This is a genomic window from Metabacillus idriensis (assembly GCF_050483325.1).
GTDB classification, from domain to species: Bacteria; Bacillota; Bacilli; order Bacillales; family Bacillaceae; genus Bacillus_P; species Bacillus_P idriensis_A.
Map to the genome: position 1 here is coordinate 63,704 of NZ_JBCMYF010000030.1, position 13,122 is coordinate 76,825.

Consider the following 13,122-nt stretch of genomic DNA (forward strand, 5'->3'; position numbering starts at 1 on the left):
AAGAAGGGCAGTGATGGAAAGTGAATCGAGCCTTTGGCCTGGATATAGCAAAAGGAGAAGCCAAGTGCAAGCCATATGAAGAGAAAGTCTTTATAAAAGAAAAGTTTTAAGGTCAAGCAAGACCTTAAAAGAATACATACACTGCTTGAGTTTTACAGAGAACTAGAAAAAGTGCCAATAATATGAGGTAAGGACAATTGAATGATTATTTTGCTTTAATTCTTTATAAATTGTATAGTATACTTTAAATCGTAATAATTACGTTTTATAGCATGGAGTATTTAGGAGGGTCCAGTATTGAAAGAAAAATTAATGAATATTTTTGTTCGGGATATTATTTCAGGTCTTCCGATTCAGAAAAAGAGCGTTTATCAATACATTGAAAGTATGGAAGACAGGCTGGCATCACAATGTGAAACAAAGGAGGAGTTTTTAAATCTTCTTGTGGAGAAGTCGCCTTATCATCAAGCAGCCACTCATTTTCATATGTCAGCAGATGAAATGTACGAACTAATGAAAGAAATTGAGGATGAAATTAACAGCCGACTCGACATGAAGATTGAGCGATGCAGATGGCTTGATTATACAGATAAATTACAGGATGAATTAAAACCTAATATGAGATTATTTCTATTTGTCTCTTAAAGCCTAAATTGATGTCTTTATATCTCAATTCAGAAAAGAGAACTTTTATGGAATGCTCTATTTGTATTAGAATAAGTATTGTATTTAAATAGTAATCATTACGATTTAATAATATGAATAAAACATTAACTAAGAGGGTGGACTTATGGCAAAAAAATCAAAAGTGGCAAAAGAAAAAAAGCGTCAGGAAATGGTGGAAAAATATCGAGAACTTCGAATTGAATTAAAAGAAAAAGGTGATTATGAAGGATTAAGAAAACTTCCAAGAGACTCGTCACCAACTCGTTTAAAGAACAGATGTGAAGTGACAGGCAGACCAAGAGGCTATTTAAGGAAGTTTCAACTTTCAAGAATTGCATTTCGTGAATATGCACACAAGGGGCAGATACCGGGCGTTAAAAAAGCCAGTTGGTAAAAATGTATAAGAAGTGGGTGTATTTTAAACTGTTGAATAATCACCTATTTACCATAGTAGGAAAATTCCCTTAGCCATACACAGGGAATTTCAGTGAGAAAGTAAAAGATATTTGGGATTTTTTTGATTGGAGTGAATTTTTATGTATGAATGGACAATTATTGGAGGTGGCGTTCAAGGCGTTACAATGGCAACCTTTCTACTGCAGAGCTATAAAACGACATTTGATAAGCTGCGCATCATAGATCCCAACTCTGGTCCCCTTGAAAACTGGGAAAGGTGTACCCAAGCGATATCAATGCCTTTTTTGAGATCTCCATCCGTTCACCATATTGAAGTAAATCCGTTTGGCCTCGAACGGTTTGCAAAACAGATGCACGGTGAATCGTTTTATGGAAGGTTTAAAAGACCATCATTGTCTATATTTAAGCAGCATTGTGACCATTTATTTAAAGACCTTAATATGAAAGAATGCTGGATTCAAGGGCGTGTTAAAGAGGTTCAAAAAACAGATGATGAGTGGAAAGTCGATTACGGAAGTGGAAACATGATTACGACTAAAAATATTGTCATTGCGATTGGAATTGGGGAGCAGCCGCATTGGCCCGACTGGGCTATAAGGCTAAAAGAGGGTTCATCTCATATCCATCACGTATTTGAGAATGATTTTAATATTGAAGCATTATCTGGTCCAATTGTAATTGTGGGGGGAGGAATGACAGCTGCTCATCTAGCGAATAAAATGGCAACTGCTTTTCCTGGGGACGTTAAGGTGGTGAAAAGACATCCATTTAGAATCAAATTGTTTGACAGTGATCCAGGCTGGCTTGGCCCGAAGAAGCAACGTTCATTTAGAGCTGATCCAAATTATGCAAGCCGACGTAAAAAAATTATTGAAGCAAGACATCGAGGCTCAATTACTCAAGACCTTCATATGAAACTTCATCATTTGAAAAGACGTGGACTTCTTGACTGGGTAGATGACGAAATTACTACATTTAAGAAAATTGATGAAGGAATCGTATTAATCACTAAAGATGGTAAGGAGATTTTTACTCAGTCTGTTGTACTTGCAACAGGTTTTAACCCGACACTCCCTGGAAGTGAATGGATTATACCCTTAATAAAAAGAGAACAGCTGAAATGTGCAGATTGCGGTTATCCGATAGTAACGGACTATCTTAAATGGGGTGAGGGTCTGTACGTAACAGGTGCATTAGCAGAGCTTCAAATTGGACCGATCGCCAGGAATATTTCTGGCGCGAGACAGGCGGCTGAACAGATTGTATCAAGTATTTAACAGACATTTCAGTAAATTTTTTAGGTGAACTAGCCAGGGTTTCCTTGATGGAAAGGAAACCTTTTAGGTTAGTATGTTTTTCTACCGTATTCGACGTATGTAATGATACAAAAATGACCAGATTTTTTATAGTATTCAACGTATTCAAAGGTATGGAAAAATGGACTTAAATAATAGGAGAAAGAAACAACCTTGAAGTTTAGTGTGGAAATGTACTTCTTCCAGACTAAACTTCAAGGACAGTAAGCGAAAGCGCGGTAGGTATGATAGATAGGCTCGTTGCCTGATGGAAAACTGCTTCAGCCTTAAGGTACCAATAGAGGGCTCAAGTCAAGCCCTTAAAAGGCCTATCTATGACTTCATGTAATCAACGATAAAAGGTGCATCTTTTCAACCTTATTGGGCTGATACTGTAGATAAGGGCCAGATTGTTGAATAACATAAAAAGGAAAATTGGGTATTTGGCTTAAATTTTAAAGAGAAGATTGTGATGAAATGTACTTAACTGCCCGTTAATTCAAGAAGGTACTAACGGAGCAGTTTTCAATACTTCGGAGGCAAGTTAATTGAAGAACCCTCTCAAAAATCATCGTTTTGAGAGGGTTTTATTTTATTAAAAATTTTGTAGATTTTGGGAAAGAATATGTCTCAATTGATTGCTTAAATTCTAAGTCACATGAACAACCGTTTTGATTGTATTTTCTTAATGTTGGAAATCCACATAATCCAAATACTACCCTCTATGCAAACTTACCCATACTAAAAGAGTAAAAAGTTATTTGGAGTAATATGATTTTTTCTACTGTCAATTAAAGCAATACAGTGAGCCAATCGCTCTACCCCTAGTTTAATTTGCCTCTCGTTCACTTGAGAGATGCTTAATCGAAGGAGATTTTCCTTTTTATATTCTGGCAGAAACATTCTAGAGGCATCATCAACATATATATGCTGCTCGTTTAGCATATGAACAACCTGTTTTGCTGTCACATTCTCAGGCAAACTGATGGATAGATAAAATCCTGAAGTCGGTTTAGAAAAATGAGTATTAGCCGGCAGCAATAATTCACAGGCTTCTTGAAGGATTTGCATTCTAGTATGGTATACCTTTTTTATTTTTTTGAGATGGCTATTAAACATACCACTTTTTAGATAGATTTCTAGTACACCTTGAGAAAGTGCTGAACTATTAAAATCCGAACTAAATTTATATCGTAAAAAATTGTTAATCATTAATGTAGGAAGAACGACTGTAGCAATTCTTAAACCTGGGAGGAAAATTTTCGAAAAGCTTTTAATATAAATCACTCTCCCGGAAGGATTAAAAGAAAATAAAGGATCTGATTTTGCATTTGGGTCAAGGTCTCCTAGAAAATCATCTTCCACTATATATACATCGTATTTTTCAGCTAACTCAACGATTTTTTTCTTTTCACTATTCGTGTAACAATGTCCAAGAGGATTGTGAAATCTCGGGATAATATAGAAAAATTTTATATCATTATTTCGAAAAATATATTCCAGGCGATCAAGGTCAATGCCTGCCATCGATAACTCAATTCCAAAAGTAGTAGCTTGTTGTAGATTGATGGACTCAATGAATCCGAAATAAGTAGGCTGCTCAATTAGAATATTGTTTTTTCCATTTGGAAACGGCATAGAAACTAATAAATTAAGGGCTTGCTGAGAGCCAGAAACAACGACTACTCTTTCAGGTTGAGTGAACACCTGTAGATTCTGCAAATATTTCACTAACTGTACTCGTAATGAGTAAAGCCCTTGTTGATCAGAGTATGAAAAAAGCTCTTCTTTATATTGTTCAATTGCTTGATTCATACAATGTTGAAATTCAACATAAGGCATAACGTTTTTATCTGGACCAGCAGACAAGAAATCAATCGCGTCATTTTCATTCGTCGCATTTTGAAATTCATTCAAAACAAAGTATCCACTTTTAGGAACAGAATAAATTAAATGCTCTTTTTCTAGTTCTTCGTATGCTTTAATAACCGTATTTTTGCTACATGAAAAATGCTCAGATAGCTGACGAACAGAAGGGAGTTTACTCCCTGCAATAAGAGTCCCATCTGCTAGCTGAAGCTTAATTTCTTCCATTATCTCGATATATTTTGAGCTCATACATTTATCCTCCTTCATCTGTACCGGTACAGATGGGTAAAAAAATGGTTTATTTTTATTGTGTGTACCTATTAATATGTTAATTATATCAGAACTGTTTCATAAGAAAAGCAGAAAATGGTACAGATATAATACGAAGTAAAAAGGTAGGTAGGATAAGATGCAGAGAGAAACCAGAGAGAAATTTGGATTATTGTTGGGATTAGTAGGTGTTGTTTGTTTTAGCTTAACGCTCCCTTCTACAAGTATTGCAGTAGAGTATTTTGGGACCACGGTCGTCGGTTTAGGAAGAACAGTTGTTGCTGCTATTTTAGTAGCTGTTGTATTGATTGTTCGAAAAGAAAAACTACCTTCTCCTCGCCAATTCAAAAGTCTATTTATTGTTGCTGTTGGTGCAGTTTTAGGATTTCCTCTTCTCACTTCTTGGGCAATGGAATCCTTGCCTGTGTCTCATGGAGCTGTGGAAGTAGCTCTGTTACCATTAGCAACAGCCGGATTTGCTATGTCTAGAGCAGGTGAAATCCCATCTCTCAAATTCTGGATTTCAAGTATAATCGGCTCATTAGCTGTTATTATGTATGCACTTCATCTTGGATTCGGTCAATTACAATTTGCCGATTTAGCTTTACTAGCAGCAGTGATTATACTTGGACTTAGTTACGCAGAAGGTGGGAGATTATCGAAAGAATTAGGTAGCTGGCAAGTGATTGCTTGGGCAATTATGATCGGTGCTCCATTTTTCATTATTCCAGTTGGGTTAAACCTTACAACTGAAATGCTCCATGCCCCAATACAAGCTTGGGTTAGTTTTATTTATCTCGCAGTTGTTAGTCAATTTCTAGCATATGTTGCTTGGTATAGCGGAATGGCTATGGGGGGAATAGCAAGAGTGAGTCAGCTTCAATACTTACAACCATTTTTGATGATTCTATTTGCAACAGTATTTCTAGATGAATCCATCACATTTTTCACTCTTGTAATAGCAGTGATTGTTGTCTTTTCTGTTATATTAGGCAAAAATGCTCCCGTTTCAAAAAAAGGGTTTGTATCAGAGAAAAACTAATTGCATGTTCAAAGATTGTGAAGAAACCTGACGGGTGCTTTACTTTAATAAGGTCTTTGAAACGATCTTCCAGAAACAGTGCAGGTAAGTTGAAGTAGAGATAAAAAAGGACAAAGGAGATAACATTATGCTAAAAGAAACATTTCATATTGCTGTGCCAACTGCATTTTTTGAAGACGAATCTGTAAATATTCAGGGGACAATAGATCATATAAGAGATTTGTATAAACAAGGAGTAAAGTCTGTTCTTGTCTCTGGATCTACTGGTGAGCAGCATACTCTGAACCTTAAAGAGAAAATTGAAATAATAAACAGTTTAGTATTGGAAGAAGAACTTATTAATAATATGGAAATTTTATTTGGGGTGTCATCTATTAGACAGAAAGAGGCAGAAGAATTAGCTAAAAAGGTTCGTACTACAAAAATATCAGGTATTTTGCTTGGGTATCCACCGTATGTTCTACCGACACAAGAAGAGGCATTAGTTTATACAAAAACCATTATTAATCTTAGTAATAAGCCTACTATCTTATATAACAATCCAAAAAGAACTGGATTTAATTTATCAGTAAACAGTATTATTCAGTTAAGTAAGATAGAATTAGTAGTTGGATTAAAAGAAGCTGGCAATAAAGAAAAAGTTGGACTACTAAAAAACGATATTAGCAGAAGCAACTTTCATTTTTATGCTGGTGGAGAAGTGGAATTAGAGGAAAAAGTATTACAGGGGTTTGATCGTCTTTCTTCAATCGCTGGAAATATTTCACCTATGGAAATCAGTCAATGGTTTAATAAAATGCTTACGAAAAAAAATATTACTCAACAAGAAAGAGTAAAGATAGAAACCATCATTCAACAAGTTTATCAAGGGTCACCTTTAGTAAACCTAAAGAAAAGTATTAATCAAAAGGGAATTCCAATGGGAATTTGCAGGAGTCCAATTGGAAATAGTTAATTAGATAGATCATTATTTTCTTAAACTCGTGTGATTACTACAAAGTTAGTCCCATTTTATAAGTAGGTATTTATTTTACTTACACAATGTTCTTCAACTAAAGGGCGCGTTTGTTGAACAAGAAGTAAGAGGTTGATACATATTAGTCATGACTAATATGTATCAACCTCTATTTTTTATGACTTTTTACACTTTAGGTCTTGATCCAGCCGCCTGGCACGTTCAGGCATCACGATAAAAGGCACTGCGTTTGGAGTTGAGGTCTATTCAAAAGAAGAATTAGTGGCTGAAATGGGCGTGGCCATGCTGTGCGGTGCAGCTGGGATTGACAACAGTACGATAGATAACAGTGCGAGCTATATTGATTCCTGGCTTAGGGTTTTAAAGAAAGAAAATCGTTTAGTTCTGAAGGCTGCTTCACAGGCTCAAAAAGCTTCTGATTATATTCTGGGAGAAATTTGGGAAGATTCAGTATGAGGATGAATGATTAATTAAATGGTGCCACCTGCACGCATGGTTGAAAAAACATAGGTTTTTCCTTCTCTTTTGAAACAGGCATACGAGCCTGTCTTTTAAATTCAAAGAGATAGTTCCCACGGACAAATTGATTCTTCATTGCCTAAAAAGATGATTGAAAATAAGAACAAACATTCGTATAATGATTAATAAAACGATTAGAAAGAAGGGAATACCTTGATCATGATACCTAATGAGAAACGAAAAAGCATTCAATTTTTAATCAGTGAATCAATGGAGTTTCATCATGAGGTGTCGTTTATTTATCTGCAAGGCGGTCATATCATGCATTTTATCGGTAACGTTCATCACTGGAATGAAGAAACGGATGAAATAAGAGTTGTTAACAGATTTAATGACATAGTCCGGATACAGCGTACAGACCTTATTGCAGTTTATTCCCTTAAATAAAAAACACCGCATTGAATCTTTAACCCAGCCAATTGTTTACATATGCACTAATATTTGCCTAGTCTATATACGACTAGGCATGCAAAAAGTTTCCCTGAAGAATATTGACCTTTTGTATATTGATTAAGCGAACCTCTCTATAACTTAATGTGATTGGTCCATTTAATTTCTTAATCCCACACACGAATCCTTGGAATTCCTGCTGTTCTTAAATAATCCAATAATTGACCGGTATGAACAGATTCGTGATAGGCAATTCGTAACAACATATCTCCCAAACTTCTAATGTATCCAGAATCAGAACGATCAATCTTTATCCTTTCTAAATCTTCTTCAGAAAAAGACATAACAGTATCTATGAACTGCTTTCGATATGGCTCTGCAAATTCTAGTTCGGCTTTAATAGAAGTGAAAGCCTTATTCTCAAAAGGAGATTCAAAAACGGGCAAACTTCCCTTGTTTCTAATTGCCAGGTGATAATAATGTTCGCTTTCAAGTACGTGTCTGACCATTTCAATACAGTTCATAGCTTTTTCATCAGGCTTCCAGTAGAGTTGTTCGTCTGGAATTGATGACCAAACTTTTATGCTTCGTCTTCTAACTTCATTAAAGTTCAAGATTATTAAATCAATCGAGTTCATAAAAAATCCCTCCAGTAATAATAAATATTAATCTTATTATACACGAATGTACGTTCGTTAATAGGGGAGAAGAATGAAAATAGGCAAATGTTAATCTATAAAATTCAATACAGCTATTTTAAACAACGCGGCCTCTATTATCGTCAGTCACCAGCACCCCTCAGGCGACCCAACACCAAGTATAGAGGATATTGAGGTTACGAGGAGAATTGCTGAAGCAGGAAAGACGCTCTGCATTCAGCTCCTTGACCACATTATCGTCACCCACAAAGGGAACCATTTAAGCTTGAAAGAAAAAGGCTACCTTTAAGATAGACAAAGGGGCGCTGCCCCTTTGTTTTAAAAGAGTTTTTAGCTTGAGAATTTAATAAAGTTGGACGAGAGGAAGAAAAAACAACTGTTTTTCAATGATTAATTCTAACGGGCATCGCGCCTGTAACTAAAATCTTGCTGCCGAAGCTTAATCCAAATTCCAAATTCCAAATCCCAAATCCCTTTAGGAGGAGAGCATATATGACAAAGAAAACATGTCCGTACTGCGGAAGTGACATTAAAAAAATGAATGAATTTCAGTACTTCTGCGGGTTCTGTGACATGAGAGTGAATTCAAATAAGGCCATGCAGAACAATGAAAGGCTAGAGGTGCGAACGCGTGAATTTGTAGCCGATCATTATATGGATAAGAGAACTGTAGAATTGATGGACTTTTCAACGTATGAGCTTCTGTATTTATTAAAGTTCATCAGGAAAGAAAGAAGTGATATGTATCACCATATGAAAACGTTCCATCGCGCAGGAGAAGAGGAAGATACAAATCAATTCAAAGAAATAGAAAAGGAAACAGGCAGAAATTATATCTATCTGACTAAAAAAATGTTTGTTGTGGAAAATATTATTCGCGAGCGATTAGGATATGTACCTGTAAGAATTACAGAAACGTATCTGGTTAAATACCTAGAAAACATCAAGAATGATAAAAAGAGCCTTATGACTATTCGCACTGAGCGCGTAAAAAAGAATGGGAGAATATGATGGATCACTAAAGTGATAAAAATTGGGTACTCTTTTAGAGAACAAATCAGAAAAAAGCAATGCAATTAGCTAGCTGATTTTTGTTGGTATATTAACGTTTACTGTGTTTTATGTTCGAATTATCACCCTAATTATCATAGGTTTTAGCAAGATGACAATAATTTCTATCACGCTGCGTTTTGATATGCTAATTCATTTGTTAACTGACTTACCAATTTTGTCGAAAAAGGATTAGAGGAAGGCTAAATAGAATATAAGATTAAAAGTATCGGACCTTATTCAACATATGTAGCAGGTGAAGATGGACAGTTAATATGTAATATAGAACTTTATCAAAATACTTCTTTTAGGATTTCAAGGGGCAATCAAAATGGATAATCAAATAAGTGAAATAAAAAAAATTGTAACTATTGGAGATGTTTATGCCGTAAATTTGCCAAATGGTGAATACGGAGCAATAAGAATCCTTGATAAAAATGATTATTCATACCTTTTAGCTACTACACCTTATAAAGGAACAGAAATTCCATCAATTGAAAATAAAATATTAGGAGAAATTCTTATTCAAAACCGATTTTTTTACGATAATGATCGTGCATTAGTATGGGTTGATGGCAAGGTTCCTAAAGATCTTGTTTACATTGGAAATATTCCTCTGACTAAAAAGGAAAGAAAAATAAAATGTAATTCTTTCGGTGAAAAGTGGGATACTTCAGATGGTATAGAAGTTTTTTTAGAATGGCGTTGGGAAAATGATAGAGAAAACTTCGAAAGAGAAATTAGGGAAGAAGCGGAAAGGGATATAGAAGAATTCAATACAATTCAGAAACCGAAAAAGATGATGAAAGATGAATCGTTTTGGTCAATTATTTCCCTTCTTAATTTTAATGCTGAATGTGATGAAGACATTATAGAACCTTCGATTAATGAACTGGCAAAAATGAGTGTAAGAGACATAAAGCAATTTGAAGAAGCCGTGGCTTACAAACTATATTTATTAGATACAAAAGAACACGCAAAAAACATAGGGGAATATTCATATGGTGAAGAAAAAAACTACTTCTCTGCAGATTTATTCTTATATTTTAGATGTTCGGTGGTTGCTAAAGGAAAGGAATTTTTCGAGTCAACCCTCAGTGAACCTAAAAATATGCCAAATGATGACTCATTTGAATCATTGCTTTCGTTAGCATCGGATGCATATAGAAGAAGAACTGGAAAAGAGTTTGAATATTATACTGGGTGTGATTATGAGTCATTTTCAAACGTTGAAGGTTGGAAATGATTTTCAAATCTCTTATTCTATAAGCAGGTGCGATCGTGTAAGAAAGCTCTGTCTAATTGAATTCAATAAAAAATGTTAAAAGCACTGCGATTTGCAGTGCTTTTTCGATTGCTATTTTATATGCGCTTCTCTCTGTTTTTTAACTTCTTGTACTCCAAAAGAGAACCCGTTACAGACATTCCCGGTGCTCTTTCTGAATTTTTATTATCTTACTAGCCGTACAAGCAGATGAGCGAGCGCATGCTGTTCATCTTTATCTCCGACCTTCCACAATTCTTGAAGGAGTTTTTCTTCGGAGTTTCTTGGCTGTTCATGTTCAGCGAGATATCCGGCTACTTTTTCAGCCGCTTTTGCTAGTTGTTCCTCACCCAATCCAAGTTTTTCACCTTTATTGACCTTGTCTGACAAATATTCCTTAAATTTCTCAAAGTCCTGTAACACTTGATCTTTTTTTTCAGAGTCCATATTTGCTACTTTCTCGTCTACATTGTTCACATTTTCGTTAGCCATTTTGCATTCCTCCTAAAAGTTGATATATAAGAGTAGTACCCAAATCGATGGGAAATGAATCCTTAAATTTATAAAAAAATTAAACGGAAGTTATACAAATGGTATACATATTTAATTCCAGCATCATGATGCTGAAATTTTTGTGGTCGATCCTCTCTCCGGCTTCGTTTTTTCATTATCGAACGGATTTGATAGTGATAGATATAGGGAGGAAAAGGAGATAAGAGTAAAAATATAGTTGTTAAAAAGTTTTGACACACTACTAGATATTACTTTGTAAATTACATCTAAAATATTCTAAGAGATTTAAGTTGCAAATGAATGGATACTTTTCATGCTTTATACAGAAATTAACCTTAATGTCGAAAGGAGAGCTTTATTATGTTCTCTCATGTTAAGGAGTTACAAATTCCGCGCAAAACCAGATAGACCGGATCCTGTTTATGCAAAAAAACTGCAGGAAGTGCTCGGCGGCCAATATGGTGAGATTTCCGTCATGATGCAATACCTTTTTCAGGGATGGAACTGCAGGGGAGAATAAAAATAAAGGGATATGCTTTTGGATATTGGGACTGAGGAAATAGCACATGTTGAGAGGCTTGACTATGATTGCTCAACTTCTGGACAAAGCACCTGTAGAAGAGCAGGAAGAAGCAGCCAAAGACCCAGTGATAAAAAGCATCATGGGGGAAATGAATCCACAGCATGCTATTGTGAATGGTCTGGGAGCAAGTCCCAATGACAGTGTCGGGTATCCATGGTCTGCTCGATATACCATTGCTAGTGGAAATCTGCTTGCTGACTTCAGAGCAAACCTAACTCCAGAAACGCAAGGAAGGCTTCAGGTGTGCCGGTTATATGAAATGACAGATGACCCTGGTGTTAGGGACATACTCTCATTTTTAATCGCAAGAGACACGATGCATCAAAACCAATGGGCAGCTGCCTTTGAAGAGCTGCAGCAAAAAGAAGGTTTTGTTGTGCCTTCTACTTTTAACAAGGAATACGAACTGCATGACGTATCCCAACAATTCCTGAATTGCTCCAGAGGAACCGAGAGTAAACTTGGCCGATGGGCAAGCGGTCCATCTATTGATGGAAAAGGCGAATTCACTTATGTTGAAAATCCACAGCCTGCAGGTCAGTCACCGGAATTAAAACCTGCACCCGGTTACATCCACGGAACACCACTCAATCCTAATTTATAAAAAAGGCTTAAGAGAATTGGTTGCAAATACCAATTCTCTTAAATGAATGTTAAAGAAGGTGGACGGTCTGACATTGACAATTATTGAAAAAACCGATCAATTAATGTATAAACTTTCAGATCTGATTAATCAAGGTACTGAATTATGGAAAGCAGAAGTGGTTTTTACTTGGCGCTGGTGGTTTGGGGTATTGCTTACAGTAGGCACATGGATATTTTGGTGCTTCTACCATAATAAAAGAAGCAGGTACCGATTACTTGCATCGGGTTTTTTTGTAATGACTATTTCTATCATCCTTGATTCTATGGGGGTTCATTTGGGTTTGTGGTCTTATCGGTTTGAAGTTGTGCCTTCTCCAATTGCTTATTTGCCTTATGATTTAGCTCTAATGCCAGTTGTTGTTATGAGTTTGATTCAATACAAACCTACAGTTTCACCAGCTATTAAAGCTATTATTTTTGGGTTTGCAACTGCATATATAGGTGAACCACTTCTTTGGTGGATGAAAATATACCATCCATTAAACTGGAGTTTCTCATACTCTATTCCTATATACATCATTATTTATCTTTTGTCTAACTCTCTTTTCAATCAAAAATATTACTATAAACTTAATGAATAGTACCTAAATGACATTAAGTCCTTGAGCTAGTTATAATGAAGTTTTAATGAAATGGTAAATCCATTTAGCTTGTATTCAATAATTAAATCCTTGAAAAGATATCGTAAATGTCCAAATAGTAGCTTTCTGTTTAGTAGTACTGGTATTTTGATAAAAAGGAGTGGATTGGTTAGGGCTTATTTATCATTCTTTATTGATTCCGCCCGTCACTATCATTTTTAAATTGGTATCCTTTTGAAGCGATTTTCATTAAAGAAGGTAAATATATGGCACTTTGGACAATAATGATAATCGTGTATGAATAGGCAACTCTGCTTCCTGAGCCGTATGGCTTCTTTCATTTAGAATGGTGGGAGGTTTGGTTTGACATCTTTGTTGTTCCT

The 13,122-nt window shown here is 35.6% G+C and carries 13 protein-coding genes and 2 pseudogenes; 12 read left to right on the forward strand and 3 right to left on the reverse strand.

Annotation, left to right across the window (positions count from 1 at the left end; translation table 11 throughout):
- Positions 1–297: 297 nt before the first annotated feature.
- The 3 genes from ABEQ24_RS16715 (at position 298) to ABEQ24_RS16725 (ending at position 2,360) form a co-directional block, all read left to right on the forward strand.
- On the forward strand, positions 298–645 hold the full coding sequence (locus ABEQ24_RS16715; protein ID WP_430007852.1) for a hypothetical protein: 348 nt from the start codon (positions 298–300) through the stop codon (positions 643–645).
- A gap of 145 nt (positions 646–790) precedes the next feature.
- Positions 791–1,060 carry a 30S ribosomal protein S14 gene (rpsN, locus tag ABEQ24_RS16720; protein WP_430007853.1) on the forward strand — a complete coding sequence of 90 codons (270 nt, stop codon included), beginning with the start codon at positions 791–793 and terminating at the stop codon, positions 1,058–1,060.
- Positions 1,061–1,202: 142 nt separating this feature from the next.
- Positions 1,203–2,360, forward strand: a complete 1,158-nt coding sequence (locus tag ABEQ24_RS16725; protein ID WP_430007854.1) for an FAD/NAD(P)-binding protein — start codon at positions 1,203–1,205, stop codon at positions 2,358–2,360.
- A gap of 759 nt (positions 2,361–3,119) precedes the next feature.
- Here ABEQ24_RS16725 and ABEQ24_RS16730 read toward each other — a convergent pair.
- Entirely contained in the window at positions 3,120–4,496 is a 1,377-nt protein-coding gene (locus ABEQ24_RS16730) for a PLP-dependent aminotransferase family protein (protein WP_430007855.1), read from the reverse strand.
- Between the two features lie 160 nt (positions 4,497–4,656).
- On the opposite strand from ABEQ24_RS16730, the gene ABEQ24_RS16735 reads away from it, so the two are divergent.
- From ABEQ24_RS16735 to ABEQ24_RS16750, 4 genes are all read left to right on the forward strand, one after another.
- Entirely contained in the window at positions 4,657–5,559 is a 903-nt protein-coding gene (locus tag ABEQ24_RS16735) for a DMT family transporter (protein WP_430007856.1), read from the forward strand.
- 127 nt (positions 5,560–5,686) lie between these two features.
- A complete protein-coding gene (locus ABEQ24_RS16740; RefSeq protein WP_430007857.1) occupies positions 5,687–6,514 on the forward strand; it encodes a dihydrodipicolinate synthase family protein in 828 nt (275 codons plus the stop codon).
- 213 nt (positions 6,515–6,727) lie between these two features.
- Positions 6,728–6,991 (forward strand): zincin-like metallopeptidase domain-containing protein, encoded by a 264-nt coding sequence (locus ABEQ24_RS16745; RefSeq protein WP_430007959.1) that lies wholly within the window; start codon positions 6,728–6,730, stop codon positions 6,989–6,991.
- A gap of 222 nt (positions 6,992–7,213) precedes the next feature.
- Positions 7,214–7,441 carry a YolD-like family protein gene (locus ABEQ24_RS16750; protein ID WP_430007960.1) on the forward strand — a complete coding sequence of 76 codons (228 nt, stop codon included), beginning with the start codon at positions 7,214–7,216 and terminating at the stop codon, positions 7,439–7,441.
- 170 nt (positions 7,442–7,611) lie between these two features.
- Here ABEQ24_RS16750 and ABEQ24_RS16755 read toward each other — a convergent pair whose 3' ends face one another.
- Positions 7,612–8,082, reverse strand: a complete 471-nt coding sequence (locus tag ABEQ24_RS16755) for a DinB family protein (RefSeq protein ID WP_430007858.1) — start codon at positions 8,080–8,082, stop codon at positions 7,612–7,614.
- 103 nt (positions 8,083–8,185) lie between these two features.
- Here ABEQ24_RS16755 and ABEQ24_RS16760 point away from each other — a divergent pair.
- The 3 genes and pseudogenes from ABEQ24_RS16760 to ABEQ24_RS16770 form a co-directional block, all read left to right on the forward strand.
- A pseudogene (locus ABEQ24_RS16760) lies at positions 8,186–8,392 on the forward strand (JAB domain-containing protein); the annotation flags it as partial.
- A gap of 203 nt (positions 8,393–8,595) precedes the next feature.
- A complete protein-coding gene (locus ABEQ24_RS16765) occupies positions 8,596–9,114 on the forward strand; it encodes a hypothetical protein (protein WP_430007859.1) in 519 nt (172 codons plus the stop codon).
- A 370-nt stretch (positions 9,115–9,484) separates the two neighbouring features.
- The gene (locus ABEQ24_RS16770) at positions 9,485–10,399 is read left to right on the forward strand and encodes a DUF4240 domain-containing protein (protein ID WP_430007860.1); all 915 of its coding nucleotides are present in this window, start codon (positions 9,485–9,487) and stop codon (positions 10,397–10,399) included.
- A 204-nt stretch (positions 10,400–10,603) separates the two neighbouring features.
- Here ABEQ24_RS16770 and ABEQ24_RS16775 read toward each other — a convergent pair whose 3' ends face one another.
- Complete coding sequence (locus ABEQ24_RS16775) at positions 10,604–10,909, reverse strand: DUF3243 domain-containing protein (protein WP_430007861.1); 306 nt, start codon at positions 10,907–10,909, stop codon at positions 10,604–10,606.
- 381 nt (positions 10,910–11,290) lie between these two features.
- On the opposite strand from ABEQ24_RS16775, the pseudogene ABEQ24_RS16780 reads away from it, so the two are divergent.
- Both ABEQ24_RS16780 and ABEQ24_RS16785 read left to right on the forward strand, forming a co-directional pair.
- Positions 11,291–12,117 (forward strand): annotated as a pseudogene (locus ABEQ24_RS16780) (manganese catalase family protein).
- 73 nt (positions 12,118–12,190) lie between these two features.
- Positions 12,191–12,739 (forward strand): CBO0543 family protein, encoded by a 549-nt coding sequence (locus ABEQ24_RS16785; protein WP_430007862.1) that lies wholly within the window; start codon positions 12,191–12,193, stop codon positions 12,737–12,739.
- Positions 12,740–13,122 lie beyond the last annotated feature (383 nt).